Below are 23,110 nucleotides of genomic sequence, written 5' to 3' on the forward strand. Positions count from 1 at the left end.
CATGTCGTTTGTCGTCGCCGACCTGACCGGAGACCGCACCGAGCAGTACCGCCAGCTCGCCGCCCAAGCCGAAGCGCTGGTCGCGGGCGAGACCGACCGCATCGCCAACGCCGCCAATCTCGCCGCATTGGTATTCCACGCCCTACCCGATGTGAATTGGGTGGGTTTCTATTTCTACGACGGTCGGGAACTGGTGGTCGGCCCGTTCCAGGGCAAACCCGCGTGTGTGCGCATCGCGCTGGGAAAAGGTGTCTGTGGCACTGCGGCGCAAACCAGAACCACTCAACTCGTGCCCGACGTGCACGCATTCGAGGGGCACATCGCGTGCGACGCCGATACGCGTTCGGAAATTGTCGTGCCGCTGGTCCGGGACGATGCGCTGATCGGAGTATTCGATCTCGACAGCCCGCGCCCCGAGCGCTTCGACGACATCGATCGTGCGGGGCTGGAAGTGGTAGCCGAGATATTTCTCGCGGCGATCTGATTCGTCGGCCGTAGAGCCGGACGGCGTCCGGCCCCGAAGGCTCCGACTCCGAACCGCTTCCCTGGCGTTGTCCGCACACCGGAGCGAGCGGGACTTCGGCGGTCCACTGCGGGCCGCACACCCGGCCCACTCCGACTACTGGGGATTCCGGCTAATCGGAGTCGGGGAGTGTGTCCAGGAAAACGCGCATATCATCGGCCTCCGGGACGCCGAGATTCGCATACAGGCTCATCGCGGTACCGGCGTATTCGCGCGCTCGCCCGACGTCGCCGAGATCTCGATACGCGCGAGCCAGTCCGTCGTTGGCGCGCGCCCGCTCGGGTAGGTTCAGTACCTCGTCGGCCAACGTCAGTGCGGTGCCGTGCTGTTCGGTCGCCGTGCCCGGATCGCCTGCGGTGCGGTCTGTCTCGCCGAGGCCGTTGAGGGCGGACGCTTCGTCACCACGACTGCCCAGCATCCGATACAGGTCACGAGCCCGAGAGTGGTTGTGCCTGGCCTCGTCCAGCAGGTCGTTGCGGCGGCACAGCGACCCCAGATAGTTCAGGACCAACGCCTCGCCGCGCTTATTGCCCACCTCGCGGTGCAGTGCCAGCGCGCGGTCGAGATGTTCGCGGGCGTCGCGGTACCGATTGTTGTCGGCGCCGAGCAACATGCCGAGGTTGCCGAGCACGTGCGCCTCGCCGACTCGGTTGCCCAGGCGGTTGGCGAGATCGAGCGCGTCGCGCAGGTAGCGCCCGGCCTGGTCGTACTCCCGTTTACGCCACGCCACATTCCCGAGCGTGTTCAGCGCTCTGGCCTCTTGATAGCGATCGCCGGAGAGGCGGGCGACCCGCAATGCCGCTCGCGAATGCGTCGTCGCCAGCTCGTAATCGCCTTGTCGCCAGCAGGCCCAGCCCAGGTCGGTCAACGCTCTGGCCTCGCCGATCGAATCGGCCAGCTCTCGACTCGCCAGCAGTGCCACCTGGTGCAAGCGTGCGGCGTCGGAGTGGCGGGAGTTGCCGTCGAGATAGGGACGCAGGGTTTCCGCGGTGTCTCTGGCGTGCGCGGGCGTTCCGTGTTCGGACGCATAGGCCGCAGTGGTGACGAGGTTTTCGCGTTCGGCGTCGAGCCACTCGGCCGCGGCCTCGGCGTCGTCCAGCGGCGTCACCCGGGCCGCGGAGGGCGGCAGCGGTTGGCGGTGACCGGCGCTGTAGGGGAACAGCAGATCCACCGCCGTCCGCGCGGTATGCAGGTAGTGATCGAAAAGCCGTGACAGTGCGACGGCACGGGCATCGTCGGATTCGTCCACCGACACCATGGCGCGGGCATGCTGACGCAGCAAGTCGTGAAAGGTGTATCGGCCGGGCTCGTATTGAGCTATCACGTGGACGTCGAGGAGGCCTTCCAACAGCATTTCGGCGTCGTCCACCGAGGTACCGGCGAGCGCCGCCGCGGCGACGGGATCGATATCCCGCCCGGGGTGCAGGCCGAGCAGCCGGAACATTCGCTGCCCGTCCGCGCGAAGCTGCCGATAGGAGAGGTTGAACGCGGCAACGACACCCCGCTCGGCCGTCGACAATTCGGCGAGTCTGCGCCGCTCGCCACGCAGCCGCCCCGCCAGATAGCCGACAGTCCACTGTGGGCGGTGCAGTAGTCGAGCGGCGGCGATCCGAACCGCCAGTGGCAGAAACCCGCACAGGTGCAGCACGTCCAGCACCGCGAGCGGTTCGGCGGTGGCGCGCTCGCCCACGATCCGCTCGAAGAGGTCGACAGCATCGCGTGCAGGCAGTGGATCGACCGACAGCGCCCGAGCACCGTCCAGGTCGATCAGCCGCCGCCTGCTGGTTATCAGGACGAGACTGTCCGTCCCGCCGGGCAGCAGCGGCCGGACTTGATCGGCATCCACAGCGTTGTCCAGCACCGCGACCACTCGCCGCCCAGCTAGTTCCGACCGCCACAGCGCGCCGCGATCGGCGGTGGTCTGCGGAATGCGTTCGGCGGGAATTCCGATCTGGCGCAGCAGGATTTCGAGCGCCGTATCTGTCGCGACCGGTTGGCGGTCGATCGTGTGCGCTTGGAGGTCGATGAACAGCTGACCGTCGGGGAATCGGTCGGCTACCCGGTGCGCGGTGTGGACGGCGAGCGCGGTCTTGCCGATGCCCGCCATGCCGTCGATCGTGGCGATGGTCCCCGCGGTGCCGGTGAGTGGTGCGAGGAGATGCCCGAGTTCGGCGTCTCGGCCCGCGAAATCCGGGATGTCGTATGGCAAGAAGTTCGCACTACGCGGCACAGGTTCGGTGCGTGCGGCCGGTGGCGTTACATGTGTGGCCGGTTCGACGTCGTCCCGCAATACCGCCTGTTCCAGCGCGACGAAGGCGCGTCCCGGATCCAGCCCTTGCGCGTGCGCGAGTGCCGTCCGGAACGATCGTGCGGCGGCGAGCGCATCGACCTGACGTCCCGCCCGATGCAGTGCGAGTATCAGTTGACCGGCCAGCTTCTCCCGCAGCGGGTTTGCGGACACCATAGCTGCCAACTCGTCGAGCACCGCCTCGTGCCTGCCCAGCCCGAGTTCTACCTCGGTCAACTGTTCGAACGCCGCCAACTGCTTCTCCTGCAGGCGGCGCCGCACAGACGCGACGTAGACAGCGTTCAGATCGGCGAGCGCCTCGCCGTGCCACAGCGCCAGCGCCGCGCGCAGTTCCGCCACCGCGGCCTCGGGCTCGGAAGCGGCCAGCAATCGGCCTGCACCGATCCGGCTGGTGAATTCCGCGAGATCCAACTGCCCCGGCCCCGGCAGCGCAACGTATCCGGCGGCTGTGGTCTGCAGTACCTGGGCCGCGTTTGCTTCGCGCAACACCTTCCGGATCGCCGTCACCGCGGCGTGGATCTGCGAGCGCGCAGTGTCCGGGGGATCCGTGCCCCAGATGGCCTCGATGATTCGGCCCGCGCTGCAGACTCTTCCGACATTGACCAGGAGATAGGCGAACACCGCCCGATGTCTTGGCGCCGCGGCCGACTCGCAGCCGTCGACCACGATTTTCATTGGTCCGAGGACCGTAAAACGCGCACCCATCTCGGCTCCATACAACACCCATCGTGAAGGCATCGCAAAAGTATCAACGGGCCGTAACACGCTGTTCCCATGCCGCAAATGCCCCCGATAGACCCGGAGAACGCGGGTGACGCTGCCGGACACCTCTTCACTGTCAGCCAGCGGCTGTTCGGCGTCACACCGAACAACGTGAAGGTGATGGCGCAAAGCCCTGCCGCCCTGCGGGGGTATGTCGCCCTCACCGAAGCGCTGGGCGGCAGCGAGATGCCGGTGTTCGCACGTTCCGCCGTCGGGCTGTTGGTCGCCCAGGAGCACGGGTGTGACTACTGCCTTTCGGCGCACAGCTTCCTCGGCAGCCGTCTCGCGGGGATGACCGAGGGCGAGCTCAGCGACGCCCGACTCGGCTCGGCCGACGACCCGAAATACGCGGCGATCCTGGCCTTTGCGGCAGCGCTGATCCGCCGCCGCGGCGCAGTCACCGACGACGAACTCTGCAGCGCCCAGGCGGAACTGGCGCCTGCCGAACTCGTCGACGTCATCGCTCATGTGGCGCTGGCGATCTTCGACAACTACCTCGTCCTGGCCGGACGGGTGGACATCGACTGGCCGTTGGTCCGGCATACGGACCACGCCCACGACACAAAGGAAACGGAATGACTACGCAAGACAGCACGATCGCGGTAGCGGGCGCCACCGGACGGCTCGGCCGCCACATCGTCGACGTGCTCACCGAGTCAGGGCACAAGGTCGTGGCGATGTCGCGGTCGACCGGAGTGGATGTGGTCACCGGTGCCGGACTCGCCGAAGCGTTCCACGGCGTGACCGCAGTGATCGATGCATCGAGCACGCCGTCCTTCGAACAGCAGGCAGCCACCGATTTCTTCACCGCCTCGGCCCGCAACCTGCACGCGGCCGCGCAGGCGGCCGGAGTGCGGCGGATCGTGGCCGTGTCCATCATCGGCATCGACGGCTCCACCGCTGGATACAACGCCGCGAAGCTGGTGCACGAGCAGGCACTGCTGGCAGGCCCGGTGCCGACGCGAATTCTGCGGGCCGCGCAGTTCCACGAACTCGTCGAACAGATGATGCATTGGGGCGCACAAGGTTCGGTGATCTACATCCCGAAGATGCGTACCCAACTGGTCTCCGCACGCGCGGTCGCCGAACAGCTGGCCGAATTCGCGACCGGCGCATGGTCAGCGCGCCAAGGAGGCCCCTTCCCGGAGATTGCCGGACCGCGCGCCGAATACCTGGCCGAGATGGCCCGGCTGGTGACCGCGCGACGTGGGGACGATAGGTCGATCGAGGAGGTCAGCGATCCGGCCAACCCCGACCGCGACCTGTACGAGAGCGGCGCTCTGCTCCCCGGGCCGGATGCCGTCCTGTCCGGTCCGAGCTTCGCCGACTGGCTCGACCAGCAGGCGCGCAGCCACCACTGATTTTGGATTATCAACGTCCCGAGAGGAACACCTGACATGAATGCTCGCATGAAGAACCCCGCCATGGTCCTGCCTGACGCGATGAAGGGAATCAACACCCTCTACAAGGCCACTTACCAGGGCGGAGTCTCCGCCGAACTGCTGGAATTGGTTGCGCTGCGGGTCAGCCAGATCAATGGATGCAGCGCCTGTGTGCACTCACACCTGGCGGGCGGTCGTAAGGCGGGGGTCGGCGACGAGAAGCTGTTCGCCGTCGCCGCGTGGCGAGAATCGGCGGAGTTCGGTGCGGATGAGCGCGCGGCGCTGCTGCTGGCAGAGGTCGCCACCCGGATCGCCGACAAGTCCGAGGATGCCGTGCCGGACGCCGTCTGGGACGAGATCGCCGATCACTACGACGAAAACCAGCTCTCCGCAGTCATTCTCATGATTGCGCTGACCAACTTCTTCAATCGCCTCAACACCAGCATCAAGGAGCCCGCGGGCGCGAGCTGGGCCTGAGCGGAGTATGACGATGACTTCACAGGACTCGCGATCAGATGCGGTTTCCCGGATCCGGACCGCCGCGTATTGGGCGACGACCTTACCGGTTGCCGCCGAGATGTTCAAAGGCGGCATGTGGGACCTGACCCGGGAGCCGTTCGCGGTAGAAACCTTCGATCAGTTGGGCTACCCCAGATATTTCTTGACGATTCAAGGCATCTGCAAACTGCCCATGGCCGCAGTGCTGGTGGCCCCGGGAATGCCGCGGCTCAAGGAGTGGGTCTACGCCGGATCGCTCGCCGTCTATCTCGGCGGCGCGGCCTCGCACCTGGCGAACGGCAATCCACGCAAATTCGCCATGCCCGCAACGGTGCTCGCCGGGTTCGCGGCCGCTTCCTGGGCGCTGCGGCCGACGGCGCGCCGCGACCCGAGCCCCGACCCGATCCGGTCGACCTTGCGGATCGGGCGGGGCATCCTGCACGCCCTGCTCTCCGCACCGCCGCCGGAAGCGGCGCGTCCGTGAGCGCCGACCCCGTTGGCGCAACCGATCCATACCGTTCCACCAGGAGAAACCCATGACCCTCGACATGACGACGATGTACGCCATGCACAACGCGCTGCGGCGCGAACTCGAATACATCGCCGAAATCACCGATCGGATCGACGACGATCCGCGCAAGATCCTCGCCACCGCTGCAGGTTGGCAAATGTTCACCAAATCCCTACTGGTGCATCACACCGCTGAGGACGACGCGCTGTGGCCGGTGATGCGGCAGACGCTCGCCGAGCGACCCGACGAGTTGGCACTACTGGACGCCATGGAGGCCGAGCACGCCGTCATCGATCCGCTGCTCGAGCAGATCGACGCGACCTTCGCCGATCCCGAGGGTGGGCCGGATCGCCTCGGCGGTCTGCTCGATGCCTTGGCGACCGGGTTGACCGGGCACCTGAAGCACGAGGAGGGCGAGGCGTTGCCGCTGATTCAGGCGGTCGTGACACCGGAGCAGTGGCAAGCGTTCGGTCAGTTGCACGGCAGCCGTATCGGTCCTGCGGCTCCGCAACTGATTCCGTGGCTGCTGGACGGTGCCGACGAGCAGACGGTCCAAGTGCTGCTCGCGCCGCTGCCGGAGCCGGTGCGTGCCGCGTACCGCGATCAGTGGCGGCCCGCGTATGCCGCGCTCGATCGGTGGAGTGCGAGCACGGCGACTTTGTGAAGGCCGCAAGCCGCCCTCGGACGGGTATCGAGACCGAGGGCGGTGCGCGTCGGCGGTTCGAGCTCACGGTGCCGACCCGGCAAGCTTCGATTAAAGTACCGGACGGTATTGAGATGAGGGCATAGGCGATCATGCCGGGTTCTGCCGGACCTGGCGGCGTCGACGGAAACCTGTGATCGTTGAGGAGAACCGTCGGATGCGCAGTCCTACTTATGACGAGGTCAAGGCGGCTGCCGAACGTATCGCCGGTGTCGTCCGGCCCTTGACCGTCGCGCCGATGGGTCGGCAATCGGAGGACGAGCAGGCACTCGGTTCCCTCCGGCCGTCGGCCGGGACGGGCGGCGCCGAAGTCTTCCTGGGACTCGAATTCCTGCAGCACACCGGCTCTTTCAAGGCTCGCGGCGCGGCCAACCTGATGGCAGGACTGATCGAAACCGGGTCTATGCCGGCAGCCGGTATCGTCTCCGCCACCGGTGCTAATGCGGATATCGGATTTGCCTGGGCCGCAAAAATTTTTGGCGTGCGGGCGACCGTTTTCCTCGCCGGTTCGACGCCCCGGGCCAAGGTAGCCTGGCTGCGCGCGTTGGGCGCTGAGGTTCGGTTGGCAGGCGAAGCGCAGGACAACGCAAGGGAATCCGCCCACGATTTCATGACGAGCACAGGTGCGATCGACGCCTACAGCTACGACGACAACCTGACCTCGGCCGGTGCGGGCACCATTCTGCTCGAATTCATGGACGTGGTAGCCGGGTTGGACACGATCGTCCTCGCGGTCGGCGCTGGCGGCATGTTTTCCGGAATCGCCGCGGTCGCGGACTATTTCGGCATCAGAGTGGTCGGCGCGGAACCAGATGGCAGCCGGGCGCTCAATGCCGCATTGGCTGCAGGCACGGTGCTCGACGTGAGCGTGGATTCCATCGCGGCCGATTCCCTCGGCGCGCCGAGGGTTTCCGCCGCCGCGCTGGCCTGGGCCGTATCCACAGACGTGCGCTCGGTGGTCGTCGACGACGATGCGATCGTACGGGCGCGTCGGCAGCTGTGGGACCGGCATCGACTCGTCGTCGAACACGGCTCCGCGACCGGCTTGGCGGCACTGGCTACCCGGGCATACCAGCCACGCGACGGTGAACGGATCGGTGTCGTGCTGTGCGGAGCCAATACAGATCCCAGCGACCTCGTCGACTGAGCGATCCCTCGCGGGTCCCGGCCCTGGTCCGAGCGCCCGCCTTCAAGTACGGGCGAAGGCTGCCACATCGCCATAACTGCGTCACGATCAAGAGCTCGCCTCGACCGTCGCCCCAGGACGCGAGACCGTATCCGGCAGAGCCGTCGATCCCGCAGCGCCCAGGCGGTAGCTCGCGCCCCGATGATCCGCGGGCAATCGGTCGCCCGCGCCGAACAACGCGTTGCGTAGCGTGCCCGGCGTGTATTCCGGTGTGTACGCGCCTCTGGCGGTCAGTACCGGGACGACGTGCCGGACGATGTCTTCGAACGTTCTCGGTGTGATCGCGTAGGCCAGGTTGAAGCCGTCCAGGTCGGTTTCGGCGGCCCATTCCTGGAGCAGGTCGGCGACCGTCTCCCCGGAACCGACGAAGACCGGGCCCATGCCGCCGATGCCGGCCCACTTGCCGATGTCGCGGACGGTCCATTCCCGCCCGTCGTCGTCGAATTCCTGGAACGCCGCCACCGCCGACTGGATCGCGTTGCTTTCGACTTGGCCGATCGGGTCGTCGAGGTCGTAGCGGGACAGATCGATGCCCATCCAGCCGGACATGAACACCAAGCCGCCCTCGACACTGGCGTAGGACAGGTACTCCTCGTGCTTGCGCCGCGCCGCCTCGTCGGTCGCGTCGGTGATGATCGTCGCGAGCGCGTAGATGCGCGCGGCGTCACGGGCGCGGCCTGCCGCCGCCAGCGCGTCCCTGATCCTGGAAACCGTCTGCGCGAGCACTCGTTTCGACGGACCCGCGATGAAGATGGCCTCGGCGTTCTCGGCCGCGAAGCGCACCCCGCGCGGAGACGCGCCCGCCTGGTAGATCACCGGCGTGCGTTGCGGCGACGGCTCCGACAAGTGGATGCCCGGCACGGTGTAGTGCGTGCCGCGATGACCGATGTGGTGCACCTTGGCCGGGTCCACGTAGACGCCCGCGGTCGCGTCGCGGACCACCGCGTCGTCCTCCCACGAGCCTTCCCACAGCTTGTACAGCACCTCGAGGTATTCATCGGCCTGGTTGTAGCGCTCGTCGTGGTCGAGCTGGTCGGCCGCGCCGAAATTGCGTGCGGCCGAGGGCAGGTAGCCGGTCACCACATTCCAGCCCAGCCTGCCGTTGGTGAGATGGTCGAGCGTGGACAGCCGCCGCGCGAACGGGTACGGGTGCTCGAATCCGGTGCCGGTGGTGATGCCGAACCCGAGATGCTCGGTCACCGCCGCCATGGCGGAGACCAGCAGCAGCGGGTCGGCAACCGGGATCTGCGCGCCTTGGCGCAGCGCGGCGATGTCGTTGCCGCCGTATACGTCGTATGTGCCCAGGACGTCGGCGATGAAGATGCCGTCGAAGCGGCCGCGTTCGAGCAGCTTCGCCAGCTCCGTCCAGTAGCCCAGCTCCTTGTAGCGGTGCGATTGGTCGTCGGGATGCCGCCACAGCCCCGGGGACTGGTGGGCGACGCAGTTCATGTCGAATGCGTTGAACCGGATCCGGCGGGTCACTGCGCGGCTCCTCCGGCCGGTGTACGCTCGCCCGCGCTCCAGGCGAACGGCAGATCGGCGCCGTTGAGCAGGTGATCGCCGATCGCCCGCGCCTTCTGGATCGCCGGGTTGTGCACCGAGATGGTGCGGGCGTTACGCCAGTGCCGATCCAGCCGCAGCTGTTCGGAAACGACCGATGCGCCACCCACTTCGAACAGCAGCGACGTGGCGGGCAACACCAGGTCGATGACGGCGAGCTGGGCCCGGGCCGCCGCGAGTTCGGCGGCCACCACCGCGCTCTCGTCCTTCGCGCCGCCCGCCAACACTCCGTCGAGCACGTCGGCGACGGCGAGCACACTGGCCTCGGCCGCGAACGCGGCCGCCGACAGCCGCCCGATCACCTGTTGCACCAGCGGATCGTGCCGCGGCAGGTCGGCGGCGGAGTGTGTGTAGCCGCGGGTACGCGCCGCGACCCAGTCTCGGATATCGCGCTCGGCGCGCTTGGCGATGCCCGCCAGCACCGCGAGCTGGACCAGTTGCAGGTAGGAGGTCGCGTAGGTCGGTCCGGGCGCGCCGTAGCCGGGGCCGAGGATCCGGTCTTCGCTTACCGCCACATCGGTGAATTCCGTTGTTCCACTGGCCGTCAGCCGCTGGCCGAAGCCGTCCCAGTCGTCGTGCTGACGCACTCCCTCGGCGTTCGCGTCCACCAGCACCCCGACACGCTCACCGTTCCGGTCGGCGGCGGCCAGAATGTAGTCCGCGTACAGCGATCCCGTGCTGTAGTACTTGACACCATTGAGCAGCCAGCGCCCGCCGACCTCGGTCAGCGTGGTGCGGTAGCGGTCCACCGCGCCGACACCTGGTTCGGTGATCGCGTTGCCCACCAGCGTGCCTTCGGCCACCGCGCGCAGCCACCGCTCCCGCTCGGGCCCTTGCTCCGCAAGGAGTTGATCCTCGACGAACGAGAAGTGCACCCGCAGCGCTTGCGGCAGATTCGATTCCGCGGCGGCGAGTTCGATGAGCAAGCGGAACAGCTGCCGGACGGTGACGCCGTAGCCGCCGAACTCGACCGGAACGCGCAGCGCGCCGAATTTCGCCGCGCGCAGCAGTCCGACCTCGTCGTAAGGAAGCGTGCGATCGATTTCTCGCGTCACGGCGCCCTGCGCGATCCGGTCGAAGATCGGGCCGAAGATCGCATCCAGTTCGGAATCGGTAGTGGATTTCGCCTCGGTGGTCGTCATCAGCCCACCATCGCGCACCCCGCGCGGTCGCTCACGGGTTGCGCGCAGCGCGATCGAAATGCTCGCCGAAGCGGAAAGATCGACCGCTCAGGTGCGCGAGGTCCCGGCCAGGTCGACTTGTCCGCGTGCGTTGGACAGCGCGGTGACGACGCAGGTGCCGAGTCACATGCGCTGTCGCGGGCGACGCGGTGCCGCTGTCGGTACCCGCCGCTACAGTCGCGACGTGGCTGGTTCGCGGTACTCGTTCACGGCGGAAGTGTGGGAACACCAGGGGAATGCCGCTTGGCATTTCGTGTCGCTGCCCGCAGACGTGGCCGACGAGATCGAGGAGCGGTACGCCCATCGTTCGGGCGGATTCGGCGCCGTGCGGGTGCATGTGGTCGTCGGCGGCTCCCGGTGGTCCACTTCGCTGTTTCCGGACAAGTCGCGCGCGACCTACGTCTTGCCGATGAAGAAAGCGGTGCGGGTCGCCGAGGGGCTCGAAGCCGGATCGGCCGCGCGAATCGAGCTCACTGTCGCGCTGTGATCAGCGAAGCTCCGGCGGGCGCTCAGTATTCGGCCGGGCGCCCCGCGAACCCTCCCGCGGCGACCTTGCGCCTGCTCGCACTTCGCTTGACCGCCACCACCACGATCACGAGCACACCGAGCACGACGCCGCCGAAACCCAGGGCGAGCGCACCGAGCAGCGTGCCGACGAACGAGGAGCCGAGCCCTTGTCCGATGGCGACCGTCACCTCGGAACTCCCGGCCGTGGTCACGCGATAGGCGCCCGGCTTCGCGGCATCGAACGAGAACCCGGCACGTCCCTCGTGGCTGCCGAAGGAATAGGTGACTGCCGAGTCGTACTTCCGCAACTCCGCATGCTTGCCGTCCGGATCGAGCACCCGCAGGTTGACCGTGCCGGAGGGGCCCCGCGACGATGCTCCGGAGTACTCCAAATACACCGTGTAGCCGCCCGACTCCGCCAAGTTCACCATCCCGGAGCCGGGCACCTTGACCCGCTGGAAGTCATCGATCCGGCCCGAGGTCTGCAGGAAGCCGAAAGCGCCGAGGATGATCCCGCCGATGATGCCGACGCCGATCAGCGCGCCACCCAGCGCGAACCAGCGACCCGACGGGGTGATCGGTTGCGCCGCAGGTGATCCCACCGGGTTCGGCGATGTCGGAAAAGGCGGCTGTGACACGGTCGAATCCTCGGCTTCTGGTCGACACCCGAGTCGACGTAGCGACAGCGTACGGTCTGCTTCACCGCCTCGCTACGCGAATCGTCCACCGCCCCGGCGGGCCGGAACTCAGCGCGTCTGAGCCGCCGACATGCACTCGCTCGCGATGCGACCGCTGGCGGCGCGCGCCTTGTCCGCGTCCTCTTTGCTCATCCCCAGCGTTTCCTGGTTGGGAGACTTGGTGTCGTACTCGTCGCTGATCATGATCCGCAGTCCGGCCTGCGAAATACCCTGGTCGACGAACACTTTCGCCGCGCATTCGGCCAGTTGCTTGTTCTTGAGGCCCTTGTCCTGCAACGACTTGGCGAGATCGGCCTGCGTCACCGTGGGCGCCGCCGTGTCCTTGTCGCTGCCGCATGCCGCGAGCACCGGCAGCGCGATCAGCGCCGCGGCGATCATGCAGATCCGCACCTGACTCCTCTTCCTCGACTGACCACTGTCGGTGGCGTGGCCACCATAATGCCGTCCGGCCTTCAGCGGTAGTCGTGCGCGGTCTTTGCCCAGGAGGCCTCAGAGGTCCATGGCCGCGCGCAACGCGGTGTCGAGCCGTTCCAGCGTGTCGGTGTCCACCACGTCCACCCGCTCGGCCAGCCAACCGCGGAAGATGCGCCCGATGTTCCCGGCATGCACCCAGCCGTGTTCCTCCACCGGAACCGCGAGGATGTCCTGCGGGTCGTCCTCGACCACCTCGGCCGCGATCAACCAGGGGCGCGGCGATTCGTTGATGCCGTCACTGCTGATGAGCACGACCGTTCGGCGGCGCGGCGAACCATGCGGGTTGTAGATCCACAGTTCACCCCGACGCACGCATCGCCTCCTCGGCGGCCGCCAGTTCTGCCGCGTCCGCGGCGGCCTCGGCGGTCACATCCGACACCGGACCGACCCCGGTGCGCACGGCCTCCCGTCGCGCGGCCTTCGAAATCCAAGCCGACGGCGACATTCCCGCGCGGGCGGCCGCCTGCTCGGCATACGACCAAGCGGCTTCGTCCAGCGAAAGGGTGACCTTACGCGTTGCCATACCAATTATCCTACCGATATTGCCGGGTCCGGCACCAGCCCTCGGCGACGACCGCGTCAGCGCGATCTGGACGATTTCCACCGCACCACCGAAAGCGACCCGCACTGCTCGCTGCCGGTGAGCGCGTGGCGGCCGCCCCAGCGCTGCCGGGATTCAGCGCAACGCGAGCGGCGTCTCGGACTCGACGCGGGTCAGCTTTTCCGGGTTGCGAACGAAGTAGAGGCCGGTGATGTGGTCGTCCTCGACGTGGAAGGCCATGATGCCGTCGAGCACGCCGTCCAGGCGCAGTGCCAGTGCCGGGTTTCCGTTGATCAGAATGGTTTCGCAGCTGAGTTCGGCCTGGACCTTGCCGGTGCCGCCGGTGATGTAGCGGGTGACCTTCTCGGCGCCGATGACGGGCTGCAGCGCGGCTCGCTTGATGCCGCCGCCGTCGCTCATGAGGACGACATGCGGCGCGAGGACGTCGAGCAAGGCTTGGGGATTCCCCGATTCGAGAGCGCGCCCGAACGCCTCCACCGACGCGCGGGTCTGGCTGGGCGATACCGCCGAACGCGGGCGGCGGGCCTCGACGCGGCGGCGGGCGCGGTGCGCGATCTGGCGGACGGTCGGCGGGTTCTTGCCGACCGCGGCCGCGATCTCCTCGTATCCGAGGTCGAAGACCTCGCGCAACACGAAAACAGCGCGTTCGGTGGGCGAGAGCGTCTCGAGGACGAGCATCATCGCCATGGAGATGTTCTCGGCGAGTTCGACATGCTCGGCGACGTCGGGTGCGGTGAGCACCGGCTCGGGCAGCCAGGGGCCGACGTATGCCTCTCTGCGGCGCTTCATCGTGCGCAGCCGGTTGAGCGACTGCCGGGTAGTGATCCGGACCAGATAGGCGCGTTCGTCGTCCACCTGCTCGGTGTCGGCTTTCACCCAGCGCAGCCAGGTCTCCTGCAGCACGTCCTCGGCGTCGGCGGACGAGCCGAGCATCTCGTAGGCGACGGTGAACAACAGGTCGCGGTGGGCGACGAAAGCCTCGGTCGCGTGGTCGCTCATCTTCTCGACCCTCCTCCTCGGTGGTTGGCTGCGTTCGATCCGGGCCGTCAGCTCGTGAAAGGTTCGAGGGCGAACCGGCCCCACGCGATGAACACCGCGACCGCGAGATATACCGAGTTCAGCACGACGAACTTGGACTGCCCGAGCCGGCCGTGGGTGATCATCGCGCCGACCATGAGCCCGACCCAGCAGACCGCCGTGACCGGCACCAGCACCGGCGCGATGTCGAGCACGGCGGGCAGGATCAGACCGGCCGCCGCCAGGATCTGCAGGAGGCCCAGACCTTTTACGAAGCCGTCGCCGGCCGTCGCGGTCCATTCCCCGCCGGGTGACGCGGCGAGTTTCTCTCGCGGAACGAACGCCTTGGTGATGCCGCCGAAGAGGGCGAGCGCGGCCAACAGTGCCGTCGCGATCCACAGTGCGATGTTCATCGGGAACTCCTTTGTATCCAGCGTGTCGGCATCCAGACACCGTGCGAGCGAGCACTGTGACAGCCAGTGAGCTAGATCACTCCCCGGACGGGGACGGGCCGCGTCGATCCCGCACTGTCGGAAATAGCCGCGCCCCGCCACTCCAGTCGGCGGCTGCTGCGCGATACCAACTGATGACAGGTGACTGCTGTTAGGGTTGGCGCATGACGACGTTGCACCATCACCGCGTCGGCGCGGGCGAGCCGCTCGTGCTGGTACACGGGGTCGGGAGCCGGTGGCAGGTGTGGGAGCCGATCATCGACACACTGGCCGCGTCGTACGAAGTGATCGCCGTCGACCTGCCCGGCTTCGGCGGTTCGACGCACCCGCTCGCGCACAACACGGTGCCCAACCTCACCGACGCGCTCGCCGAATTCCTCGCCGCGCAGGGGATCGAACAACCGCATCTCGCGGGGAACTCGATGGGCGGGCTGATCACGCTGGAATTGGGCGCTCGCGGGCTGGCTCGCTCGGTGACCGCCTACTCCCCGATCGGCTTCTGGGACACCGCCGGTCGCGTGTGGTGTCAGCAGTCGCTGGGCAAGTCACGGGCGTTGGCGCGCAAGCTGCGGCCCGCCCTGCCGTCCGTCCTCGGCACCGCCGCGGGCCGGACCGTGTTCCTCTCCCTGGTCTTCGGCAAACCCTGGGCGCTGGATGCGAAGGTGGCGCTGGACACGGCCATCGGCGCTGCGGACGCGGCCGGATTCGACGAGGCGATCGCCTCGTTCACCGATGTCCGGCTGCCCGAAATCGACTCCCTCGCCGACATTCCGGTGACCATCGCATGGGGCAGCCGCGACATCCTGCTCACCTACGCGACCCAGAGCCGCAAGGCGCGCAGCGTGCTGCCGGACGCCGAGCACGTCACGCTGCACGGCAGCGGGCACACGCCGTTCTTCGACGACCCGGCCGGATGCGCCCAGGTGCTGCTCGAGACGATCACCCGCCAGCGCTAGACGCCCGTCCGTTCAGCCCGCAGGCGGGTCGAGCAACGTGTCAGCGGACGCCGTGCCGAGCAAGACGCGCACGGCATTACCCCACCGGTGCTGAAGAACCCGGTTGCGGGACACGTCCCCGGTGAGCAGCACCCGCAGGGCCGATCCGGTCATGATCTCGATGGTGAACTCGGTGATCGTAGGCACGCGGGGATCGTCGGGGAACTCGCGCCGGAAGCTGTCGCGAATGCTGGTGTGCATCAGTTCGAACAAGCGGACCTCGAGCGGCAGGAAGGCCGCCCGCAGTTCCGGGTCGGTCCGCGCGCCCACCCACATCTCCAGCGCCGCCCAGAACGACGGGCCGCTGAGCATCCGCGTGGTCAGTTCGACGGCCGTCTCCAGCCGGTCCGCGTCGTCCGGGATCGCTTCGAACTCGCTTGTCAGCTGGTCGAAACGGCGTCGCGCCACATGCTCGACGGCGCCGGCGAGCAGATCGGACCTGGTGGGGAAATAGTGCTGCAACGTTCCCCGCGGCACACCCGCCCGCTTCTGCACCTCGAGCGTGGTCGTGCCCGCGTAACCGACCTCGACCAGGCTCTCCACCGCCGCGTCCAGCAGCCGTGTGCGCATGCGCTCCCTGCGCTGCGCCTGCGGCTGCCGGACGTGTCCCGGCCCGCCCGTCAGCGACCCTGCCACTGGGGCTCGCGCTTCTGCGCGAACGCCAGCGCGCCTTCGGCGGCGTCCTTGGAAATCAACGCGGGCAGCGCGATTTCGCCCTGCTTCGCGAATCCCTCCGCGACCGGCCAATCCGGCGACTCGTCGATGATGCGCTTGCTCGCGGCCACCGCGAGTGGCGCGGCGGCGACGATCTCGGCCGCGAGTTCGAGCGCCACCGACAGCGCCGCACCCGGCTCGGTGACCCGGTTGACCAAGCCGAGCTGGTAGAGCCGCTCGGCGCCGATCCGGCCTCCGGTGAGCGCGAGTTCGGCGGCGGTGCTGCGCGGCAGCCGCTGGGTCAGGCGCAGCACGCCACCGCCCGCCGCCACCAGACCGCGCTTGACCTCGGGAATGCCGAACTGCGCGTCGCGCGCGGCGACGATGAGGTCGCCCGCGAGCGCCAGCTCGAAACCACCGGCCAGCGCGAAACCCTCGACGGCGGAGATCATCGGTTTCGCCGGGGGTTTCGCCGTGATACCGAGCGGGCCGCGGCGCTGCGTCATCGGCATCTCGCCTTTCGACGCGGCCACGAGATCCATTCCGGCGCTGAAGGTCCCGCCCGCACCGGTGAGCACGAGCACGCGCGCGGCGGAATCGGCTTCGAACTCGTCGACAGCGGCCTCGATGGCCTGCGCGGTGGCCAGGTTGATCGCGTTGCGCGCCTCGGGACGGTTGACCGTGAGCACGGTGATCGCGTCGCGCCGCTCGATCAGGACCGAGTCGTTCATCGGGCGCTCCTCTCGGTGAGCAGGGTGAACGTGTCCGCGGCGATCTCGGCGTCCGCGCCGAGCGGGTCGCCCGCGGTGAACGCCGCGAGGGTGTCGGCATCCGACGCCCGGACCAGTATGCGGGTCCCCGCGGGTGTCAGTGCGCTCACCACAACGGCTTCCGGCTCGTCGGCACGGTCGGGCGCGGGACCCTTGCGGTAGGCGACGGTGTACGCCTCGACCGTGGCCGGACCGGTGTACCCGGGCGCGGGTTCCCGCCGCGCCGCAGGCACATCCGCCTCGATGGCACGGAACAGCCGCTCGGGCGGCTTCGCCGAGTACACCCCGACGCCGTGCTTGGTGCTGTACCAACCGAGCGCCGTCGCCAGGCCGTATGCGCCGGGGTCCGCGCGGAGGACGCCGGACAGCGTCGCGATCGAATGCGTCGTGTAGTTGTTGCCAGGGCCGCCCGCGAAGGTGAGACCGCCGGTGACCGAAAGCGGCCGGGCCGGATCGTCGATCGGCAGGCCGAGTTCCTCGGCGGCGACCTGCACCGCCACCGGGAAGCAGGAGTACAGGTCGACGTGGGCCACATCGTCTATCGCGATTCCCGCGGCGCCGAGCGCCGCTTTCCCCGCCGCGGCGATCGCGGGCGATCGAGACATGTCCGCTCGTTCGGAGACGAACCATTCGTCGGTCGCGGTGGCACCTGCATGCGGGAACACCCATCGGTCCCGTGGCACACCGGCGGCGTCGGCCGCCGCCGCGCTGCACAGGATGAGCCCGGCGCCCAGGTCCACGGTGAGGTTGGCGATCAGCAGCTTCGGATACGGCGTCGACACCATCCGGTTGGCGGGCGCCGGCGTCGCCAGTTCGGCGGCAGCCTGCGCGGCGGGCTGCCACGCGTACGGATTGCGTGCCGCGACCTCCGACAGCCGCGACCACAGTCCGCCGATCCGCTCGCGGTGCGCGGCTTCGCTCGACCCCAACCTGCGGCGCAGGGCCGTCTCCATGAGCGCGTAGAAGTACACCGGGCCCCACAGCCCCGCGGCGGTTTCCATGTCCGAGTTCGGACCACGATCGGAGCCGACGATCTCGTCCGGGGTTACGTCGTCCGGCTGCTCCGGCCAGTCCACCGCCGCGCCGGAGCGGGCGGCCGTGTTCCCGGAGTACACCGCTTCGGCTCCGGTGAGCAGGGCGACCTCCGAGCGGCCGTCGGCGATGGCCTGCGCCACGACGTTGAGCAGCCGCTGCGGCGCGTCACCGCCGAAACGCACCGACTGCACGGTCCTCCTCGGGCTGACGCCCAGTTCAGCCGCGACGAGCGCGCCCAGGTCACCGTAGGGGCGGCTGACCGGGGCGACGGCGGCGATCACATCGGCCGAACGCAGCAATCGGTCGCCGACGCCGCTATCGGCGCCTGCGCGGCGCAAGGATTCGGCGGCGAGTTCGACCGGGCCGGGCAGACCCGGCTCACCCGGTCGGTGTACGACCTGCCCGGCGCCGACGAGCACCGGCGTCCTCGGGTCCATTCCGGCTGGCAGCATGCGACCTCCGCTCCATAACCGTCAACGTTGACGGTAACTCGAGTCCGATTAGAACAGAGCCCCGGCGCCGCGGCAACAGTGCGCACCAGACAACTGACTCGCGAGTAAGATCCGAGCATGGGCACCAACATCGCAGTGCGGTTCGACGACCACCGGGCGTACGTCACGCTGGACCGGCCGGACAAGCACAACGGCCTGACCATCGACATGCTCCACGAGCTGGTTGCCAGCGCGAAGCTGGTGGCCCGCCGCAGCGATGTGCGTGCGGTCATTCTGTCCGGCAACGGACCCAGCTTCAGCAGCGGTCTGGATATCTCCGCGGCAATCAGCGATCCATTGGCAATCGTTCGGAATTTCGTGCCGCTACCCTGGCGCGGCACCAATGCCTTCCAGGAGGCGTGCTGGGCTTGGCGCCGCCTGCCGGTGCCGGTGATAGCCGCCGTGCACGGGCGCTGCTACGGCGGCGGGCTCCAGCTCGCGCTCGCCGCCGACGTCCGTTTCGCCACCCCCGACGCGGAGTTCTCCGTCATGGAAGCCAAACACGGGCTGATCCCGGATATGACCGGCGCTGCAACACTATCCAGGCTGATCGGCATCGACAAAGCCCTCTTGCTCACGATGACCGCGGACGTAGTGGACGCGGACTACGCCGCGCGGATCGGCTTGGTCACCGAGCTGACGCCGGACCCCGTGGCGGAGGCGGAGAAACTCGCCGACCGCCTCGCGACGCGGTCGCCGCACGCGGTCGCCGCCGCCAAACGACTCTTCGATAAGTCGTGGCGAGCATCCACCCGGCGAACCCTGGCCGTCGAGCGCGCGACCCAACTTCCTTTGATTCTCCGCAAGGCGCGCAGCCGTCCTACCCGGGATTAGCTACAAATTCGCTAGTCTGCTGGAGAACCCTCCCCGCGACTGGTTCCGCTGCTACCATTTGCACGATTTGCCAGCCAGTCGACTAGTGGTGCGCGGCACACTGCGAAGGGTCTGTGTATCGCGGGACGTCCGTGTTTCGCACCGCTCTCGGGAAGAAACCGGAGGGCTCACAGATCGTGATCAAGACCGCATCCTTCCTGCTCTCGGCGCTGGCGGGCGCCTCGGCCCTGCTCTTCACGGCGACCACACCCGCCATCGCGAACCCGAACGCCATCAATCCGATCCCGGTGCTCAACGGCACGACCGGATTGCCGAATCTGCTCGGCCGCACCAAGGCGGTCTTCCAGGTGACCGGTATGGCCAGCCCGAACAACACCCAGACCTACAACGTCCTCGGCACCGATCTCGGCATCATGTGGGACAACGGGCACGGCGAAATGCTCACGGCGTTCGGCGACACCGCAGGCGTCGGTTTTCCGAATCTGCTCGCGGGCAGCATGTGGGCCTGGCGCAGCAATATCCTGCTGCGCAGCCACACCACCGATCCGGCCGAGGGCGTCTATTTCGACAGCGTGGTGCGCGACGTGTTCGGGCAGGCGCGCGATCTGATCGCCAGCCCGAAGATCCCGTTCCTGGAGATCAGCCGCATCCCGACCGCGGGCATCGCCGTCGACGGCGTGCAGTACATGAGCCTGATGTCCGTGCGGACCTGGGACGACGTCGGCCAGTGGAGCACCAACTTCTCCGGTCTCGCCGTCTCCGGGGACAACGGCGAGACCTGGGCCGAACTGCCGGAAACACGACGGAACAACGAGGGCGGCGACGCCAACTTCCAGATGAACGCCTTCCTCGCCGACGGCGGGTACATCTACGAATACGGCACGCGGTCCGGACGCAATCACACCGCGCACGTCGCCCGCGTGCGCGCGCACGACATCGGAAATCTCGCCGAATACGAATACTGGGACGGCCACGCTTGGCGGAAGAACGACGTGAACGCCGCCGCGCCCATCATGTTCGGCGTCGGCGAACTGTCAGTGATGTACAACGCCTATCTGGGGCAATACATTTCGCTGACCACCGATCGATTCAATTCCGTGGTGATGCGGCGCGCCCCCGATCCGGTCGGACCGTGGAGCGATCCCGAAGTACTGATCGACACCCGCGAATTGCCCACCGCCTACGCGCCTTCCATCTTTCCGTACCAGACCGGGCGCGATCTGTACTTCCTCACGACCGTGCACAGCCAGTACAACGTCCTGCTGATGCGCACGACGCTGTGACCGGGAACCCGGCGATCCGACGCGGCGCTTGACCTCAACAAAGGTTCATGTACGAGGCTGCATCGCGTTGGATCGTTCGCGTTTCCGGGAGGCACCATGCTCAGCACCACCGTCGACATCCGCGCCTGGTTGCGCGAAAACGCCATCGCGATCGACAGCACCGATCCGGACTCGCCCGGTACCGAACTCGACGGCCTGATCACGCGGCTCGCCACCGCCACGGTGGTCGGGCTCGGCGAGTCGACGCGGTTCTCCCGCCAGACTTTCGGTGTGCGCGAGCGGCTGCTGCGCGGGCTCGTCGAACGACACGGCTTCCGCGCACTGGCCATCCAGGACAGCGCGCGTTCCGGCGAACGGTGGGACCGGTTCGTCACCGCGGGCGCGGGCGACCCCGAATCGGTGCTCGCCGGCGCCTGGCGTCCGTGGCGTACCGAGGAATCGGTGGCCACGCTGCGCTGGATCCGCGCGTACAACCTGGCGCACCCGGACGACCCGGTGCGGATCTTCGGCGTCGAACCGCCCCGTGCCGAACCGAGCGACTACGACGCGGTACTCGACTACGTGCGCCGCGCGGCTCCCGACCGGCTCGCCGCGATCGAGGCGCATCTCGCGCCGATCCGCACCGCGCATCAAGTCGACGAACATGTCCAGCGCCATCAAGGCACCCACCCCGGCCGCCCGTTCGCCGAGCACGCCGAAGACGCCCTCGAGCTGCTCACAGCATTGCCGGATACCGGCGAGCGCGCCTCGGCGCTCACCCACGCCCGCCTGATCCGCGACTTCCACCGGCAGAGCGTCGCGAGCCAAGGGTTCGCCAGGGACGAACGGCCGTCGGCCGAGACGGTGCTGGAATGGCAGCGCTCGACCGGCGCGAAGATCGTCTACTGGGACGGCCTCGCGCACACCACCAGCCTTCCGATCGTCTTCGGTACGGCCGAATTCCGCGGCACCGGAAGTCATTTGCGCGCTGATCTGGGCGAACGATACGTGTCCGTCGGCATCGGCTTCCATCACGGCGACCTCGGCGCGGCCGTGGCGCCCAATCCGCAACCGGACCTGGTGGACGCCGCGCTGGGCGAGGTCGAGCTGCCCGCCTACTACGTCGACCTGCACGCCGCCGCGCCGGAACCGGTCCATGATTGGCTGACCGGCCCGGCGAAGCTGCGCACCATCAGCGGCGTCTACGACCCGGCCGCCGACGCCACGGCCAACATCCGGCTTTCGTCGCTCGCCGATGCGTTCGACGTGCTGATCCACGTACGCGAGACCACGCCGGTGCACTGGCTCTCGCAGGTATCGGACTGACTCGGGCAACCCCACGAAGCGCGGGTGGCCCGATCAATAGACTCGAAATATGGATGCGGCCGACTGGGACGAGCGCTACGCGCAAACGGAATTGGTCTGGGGCGCACCGCCGAACAACACCGTGGTGGAGCACGTCTACGGGTTGGAACGCCGTGCGCCCCTCCAAGCCGCCACACCCGAGGGCGATGCGCCGGAGTTCCCGCGCGCTCTCGATCTGGCGTGCGGCGAGGGCCGCAACGCCCTGTGGCTCGCCACGCACGGCTGGCAGGTGCACGCCGTCGACTACTCACAAGTCGGCATCGACAAAGGCCGCACGGTGGCGTCGCGGCTGTCCCGCTCGGTCCGCAATCGCATCACCTGGCAGTGCGCCGACGTCACCGATTTGGACGAAGCGGGGATCACCGGACCGTTCGAGCTGGTCTTGATGGTCTTCCTGCACCTGCCCGCCGAGCAGCGCCGCGCGTTGGTGCGCACGGCGGCCGGGCTGCTGGCTCCGGAAGGCACCCTGCTCGTACTCGGCCACGACACCACCAACATCACCGACGGCTGCGGCGGGCCGCAGGACCCGGCCATCCTGTTCACTCCTGACGACATCGTCGCCGACCTCGGCCCGCTCGCGGCGGCGAGCGAGGTGCGCGTCCGCATCGCCGACCGCGTCTACCGGCCCACCGAAACGGGCGACGCCATCGACGCGCTGGTCATCGCCACCCGACCGGCCGAATAGGACTCAGGACCAGCGCTCCAGCCACGGAGTCACGGTCTCGGCGATCAGGTCGAAGCCCGCACGGAAGGCGTGCGGCTGTCCTGGGATGACGCGCACTTCGGCGGCGTCGGCGGGGTCGGGAATGCCGAACGGGTCGTTCGCCCCGTTGACGACGACCACCTCGATGTCTCCCGGCGCGAGCAGTTCATCCCGGCGCGAGTTCTCCGGCTTGCCCGGCGGATGCAGCGGGAACGAGAGCGCGAGAACGCCACGGACCCGTGCCGCGACGGCGGTACGACAAGCCACCCGCGCCCCGTTGCTGCGCCCACCCTGGATCACCGGGATGCGCTTGCGCCCGCGCAGCCGCGCGACGATCTCCAGCCAGGCCTCGTCCTGCTTGACCGCCGAACCCGGTGCCCGCCGCCCAGCCACCCGATACGGCTGCACCACCCGCGCGACCCCACCCCCCAGCCGCAACGCGACGTCACGCACCGCGAGCAGGTCCTTCGCCTCCACCCCTCCCCCCGCACCATGCGTGAGCAGCAGCAGAAACGCGGGCCTGCGCGGCTGTTCGAGCTCGACCTCAGCCGGCCCCGCACTCGTCTCGATCAGCATTGTGCTCATTCTGCCGCGCCTGCCCCCCCGAAGCCGCACCGTCGCTCCCCGCGTGATCGACCTGCGACTATCGGAGCAAGCAGCGGCCGTCGCGAGCCGCC

At 68.2% G+C, this 23,110-nt stretch carries 26 protein-coding genes; 13 read left to right on the forward strand and 13 right to left on the reverse strand.

The features are described 5' to 3' along the window. Nucleotide 1 precedes the first annotated feature (1 nt). Nucleotides 2-484, forward strand: a complete 483-nt coding sequence (locus ACFV2O_RS01065) for a GAF domain-containing protein (protein ID WP_379249262.1) — start codon at nucleotides 2-4, stop codon at nucleotides 482-484. Nucleotides 485-635: 151 nt separating this feature from the next. Here ACFV2O_RS01065 and ACFV2O_RS01070 read toward each other — a convergent pair whose 3' ends face one another. After that, nucleotides 636-3,506, reverse strand: a complete 2,871-nt coding sequence (locus ACFV2O_RS01070; RefSeq protein ID WP_379249264.1) for a BTAD domain-containing putative transcriptional regulator — start codon at nucleotides 3,504-3,506, stop codon at nucleotides 636-638. A gap of 99 nt (nucleotides 3,507-3,605) precedes the next feature. Between ACFV2O_RS01070 and ACFV2O_RS01075 the strand changes: the two genes are divergently transcribed. The 6 genes from ACFV2O_RS01075 (at nucleotide 3,606) to ACFV2O_RS01100 (ending at nucleotide 7,834) form a co-directional block, all read left to right on the forward strand. Then, nucleotides 3,606-4,172 (forward strand): carboxymuconolactone decarboxylase family protein, encoded by a 567-nt coding sequence (locus ACFV2O_RS01075; RefSeq protein ID WP_379249266.1) that lies wholly within the window; start codon nucleotides 3,606-3,608, stop codon nucleotides 4,170-4,172. Beyond that, nucleotides 4,169-4,954: an SDR family oxidoreductase gene (locus tag ACFV2O_RS01080; RefSeq protein WP_379249268.1), complete on the forward strand. Its 786-nt coding sequence runs from the start codon at nucleotides 4,169-4,171 to the stop codon at nucleotides 4,952-4,954. The genes ACFV2O_RS01075 and ACFV2O_RS01080 overlap by 4 nt, the downstream gene beginning before the upstream one ends. A gap of 36 nt (nucleotides 4,955-4,990) precedes the next feature. Further along, nucleotides 4,991-5,452, forward strand: coding sequence for a carboxymuconolactone decarboxylase family protein (locus ACFV2O_RS01085; protein ID WP_355071412.1), 462 nt, complete (start codon nucleotides 4,991-4,993; stop codon nucleotides 5,450-5,452). 13 nt (nucleotides 5,453-5,465) lie between these two features. Beyond that, a complete protein-coding gene (locus ACFV2O_RS01090) occupies nucleotides 5,466-5,957 on the forward strand; it encodes a DoxX family protein (RefSeq protein WP_379249270.1) in 492 nt (163 codons plus the stop codon). Between the two features lie 52 nt (nucleotides 5,958-6,009). Next, a complete protein-coding gene (locus ACFV2O_RS01095) occupies nucleotides 6,010-6,648 on the forward strand; it encodes a hemerythrin domain-containing protein (RefSeq protein WP_379249272.1) in 639 nt (212 codons plus the stop codon). A gap of 172 nt (nucleotides 6,649-6,820) precedes the next feature. Further along, on the forward strand, nucleotides 6,821-7,834 hold the full coding sequence (locus ACFV2O_RS01100; RefSeq protein ID WP_379249274.1) for a pyridoxal-phosphate dependent enzyme: 1,014 nt from the start codon (nucleotides 6,821-6,823) through the stop codon (nucleotides 7,832-7,834). An 87-nt stretch (nucleotides 7,835-7,921) separates the two neighbouring features. On the opposite strand, the gene ACFV2O_RS01105 is transcribed toward ACFV2O_RS01100, so the two are convergent. Then, on the reverse strand, nucleotides 7,922-9,355 hold the full coding sequence (locus ACFV2O_RS01105) for an LLM class flavin-dependent oxidoreductase (RefSeq protein WP_379249276.1): 1,434 nt from the start codon (nucleotides 9,353-9,355) through the stop codon (nucleotides 7,922-7,924). Continuing rightward, the gene (locus ACFV2O_RS01110) at nucleotides 9,352-10,575 is read right to left on the reverse strand and encodes an acyl-CoA dehydrogenase family protein (protein WP_379249278.1); all 1,224 of its coding nucleotides are present in this window, start codon (nucleotides 10,573-10,575) and stop codon (nucleotides 9,352-9,354) included. Before ACFV2O_RS01110 ends, ACFV2O_RS01105 begins: the two co-directional genes overlap by 4 nt. Nucleotides 10,576-10,798: 223 nt before the next feature. Here ACFV2O_RS01110 and ACFV2O_RS01115 point away from each other — a divergent pair, with 223 nt between their 5' ends. Beyond that, nucleotides 10,799-11,101, forward strand: a complete 303-nt coding sequence (locus tag ACFV2O_RS01115; protein WP_355071400.1) for a DUF1905 domain-containing protein — start codon at nucleotides 10,799-10,801, stop codon at nucleotides 11,099-11,101. A 22-nt stretch (nucleotides 11,102-11,123) separates the two neighbouring features. Here the strand turns inward: ACFV2O_RS01115 and ACFV2O_RS01120 are convergent, their stop codons facing one another. The 6 genes from ACFV2O_RS01120 to ACFV2O_RS01145 all read right to left on the reverse strand — a co-directional run bounded on the left by ACFV2O_RS01120 (nucleotide 11,124) and on the right by ACFV2O_RS01145 (nucleotide 14,285). Then, nucleotides 11,124-11,759, reverse strand: a complete 636-nt coding sequence (locus tag ACFV2O_RS01120; RefSeq protein ID WP_355071398.1) for a hypothetical protein — start codon at nucleotides 11,757-11,759, stop codon at nucleotides 11,124-11,126. 108 nt (nucleotides 11,760-11,867) lie between these two features. Next, the gene (locus ACFV2O_RS01125; protein ID WP_245562771.1) at nucleotides 11,868-12,197 is read right to left on the reverse strand and encodes a hypothetical protein; all 330 of its coding nucleotides are present in this window, start codon (nucleotides 12,195-12,197) and stop codon (nucleotides 11,868-11,870) included. 111 nt (nucleotides 12,198-12,308) lie between these two features. After that, nucleotides 12,309-12,605, reverse strand: coding sequence for a hypothetical protein (locus ACFV2O_RS01130; RefSeq protein WP_379249280.1), 297 nt, complete (start codon nucleotides 12,603-12,605; stop codon nucleotides 12,309-12,311). Further along, on the reverse strand, nucleotides 12,592-12,816 hold the full coding sequence (locus ACFV2O_RS01135) for a hypothetical protein (RefSeq protein ID WP_063016531.1): 225 nt from the start codon (nucleotides 12,814-12,816) through the stop codon (nucleotides 12,592-12,594). Before ACFV2O_RS01135 ends, ACFV2O_RS01130 begins: the two co-directional genes overlap by 14 nt. A gap of 153 nt (nucleotides 12,817-12,969) precedes the next feature. Continuing rightward, complete coding sequence (locus ACFV2O_RS01140) at nucleotides 12,970-13,854, reverse strand: RNA polymerase sigma-70 factor (RefSeq protein WP_379249282.1); 885 nt, start codon at nucleotides 13,852-13,854, stop codon at nucleotides 12,970-12,972. Nucleotides 13,855-13,901: 47 nt separating this feature from the next. Then, nucleotides 13,902-14,285, reverse strand: a complete 384-nt coding sequence (locus tag ACFV2O_RS01145) for a DoxX family protein (RefSeq protein WP_355071393.1) — start codon at nucleotides 14,283-14,285, stop codon at nucleotides 13,902-13,904. A 203-nt stretch (nucleotides 14,286-14,488) separates the two neighbouring features. On the opposite strand from ACFV2O_RS01145, the gene ACFV2O_RS01150 reads away from it, so the two are divergent. Continuing rightward, entirely contained in the window at nucleotides 14,489-15,280 is a 792-nt protein-coding gene (locus tag ACFV2O_RS01150; RefSeq protein WP_355071391.1) for an alpha/beta hydrolase, read from the forward strand. 12 nt (nucleotides 15,281-15,292) lie between these two features. On the opposite strand, the gene ACFV2O_RS01155 is transcribed toward ACFV2O_RS01150, so the two are convergent. The 3 genes from ACFV2O_RS01155 to ACFV2O_RS01165 are packed head-to-tail and all read right to left on the reverse strand — an operon-like array spanning nucleotide 15,293 to nucleotide 18,230. After that, nucleotides 15,293-15,889 (reverse strand): TetR/AcrR family transcriptional regulator, encoded by a 597-nt coding sequence (locus tag ACFV2O_RS01155; RefSeq protein WP_379249284.1) that lies wholly within the window; start codon nucleotides 15,887-15,889, stop codon nucleotides 15,293-15,295. Between the two features lie 50 nt (nucleotides 15,890-15,939). After that, nucleotides 15,940-16,704, reverse strand: coding sequence for a crotonase/enoyl-CoA hydratase family protein (locus ACFV2O_RS01160; RefSeq protein ID WP_356962945.1), 765 nt, complete (start codon nucleotides 16,702-16,704; stop codon nucleotides 15,940-15,942). Then, nucleotides 16,701-18,230, reverse strand: coding sequence for an acetyl-CoA acetyltransferase (locus tag ACFV2O_RS01165; RefSeq protein WP_379249286.1), 1,530 nt, complete (start codon nucleotides 18,228-18,230; stop codon nucleotides 16,701-16,703). Before ACFV2O_RS01165 ends, ACFV2O_RS01160 begins: the two co-directional genes overlap by 4 nt. Nucleotides 18,231-18,347: 117 nt before the next feature. Between ACFV2O_RS01165 and ACFV2O_RS01170 the strand changes: the two genes are divergently transcribed. From ACFV2O_RS01170 to ACFV2O_RS01185, 4 genes are all read left to right on the forward strand, one after another. Beyond that, nucleotides 18,348-19,103, forward strand: a complete 756-nt coding sequence (locus tag ACFV2O_RS01170) for a crotonase/enoyl-CoA hydratase family protein (RefSeq protein ID WP_379249288.1) — start codon at nucleotides 18,348-18,350, stop codon at nucleotides 19,101-19,103. A 176-nt stretch (nucleotides 19,104-19,279) separates the two neighbouring features. Then, nucleotides 19,280-20,386: a DUF4185 domain-containing protein gene (locus tag ACFV2O_RS01175; protein ID WP_379249290.1), complete on the forward strand. Its 1,107-nt coding sequence runs from the start codon at nucleotides 19,280-19,282 to the stop codon at nucleotides 20,384-20,386. Between the two features lie 96 nt (nucleotides 20,387-20,482). Then, nucleotides 20,483-21,691, forward strand: a complete 1,209-nt coding sequence (locus tag ACFV2O_RS01180; RefSeq protein WP_379249292.1) for an erythromycin esterase family protein — start codon at nucleotides 20,483-20,485, stop codon at nucleotides 21,689-21,691. A 49-nt stretch (nucleotides 21,692-21,740) separates the two neighbouring features. Then, entirely contained in the window at nucleotides 21,741-22,415 is a 675-nt protein-coding gene (locus ACFV2O_RS01185; protein WP_355071379.1) for a class I SAM-dependent methyltransferase, read from the forward strand. Between the two features lie 3 nt (nucleotides 22,416-22,418). On the opposite strand, the gene ACFV2O_RS01190 is transcribed toward ACFV2O_RS01185, so the two are convergent. Beyond that, nucleotides 22,419-23,009 (reverse strand): alpha/beta family hydrolase, encoded by a 591-nt coding sequence (locus ACFV2O_RS01190; RefSeq protein ID WP_355071377.1) that lies wholly within the window; start codon nucleotides 23,007-23,009, stop codon nucleotides 22,419-22,421. Nucleotides 23,010-23,110: the final 101 nt, after the last annotated feature.

It is taken from the genome of Nocardia sp. NPDC059691, from assembly GCF_042733915.1.
GTDB classification, from domain to species: Bacteria; Actinomycetota; Actinomycetes; order Mycobacteriales; family Mycobacteriaceae; genus Nocardia; species Nocardia sichangensis.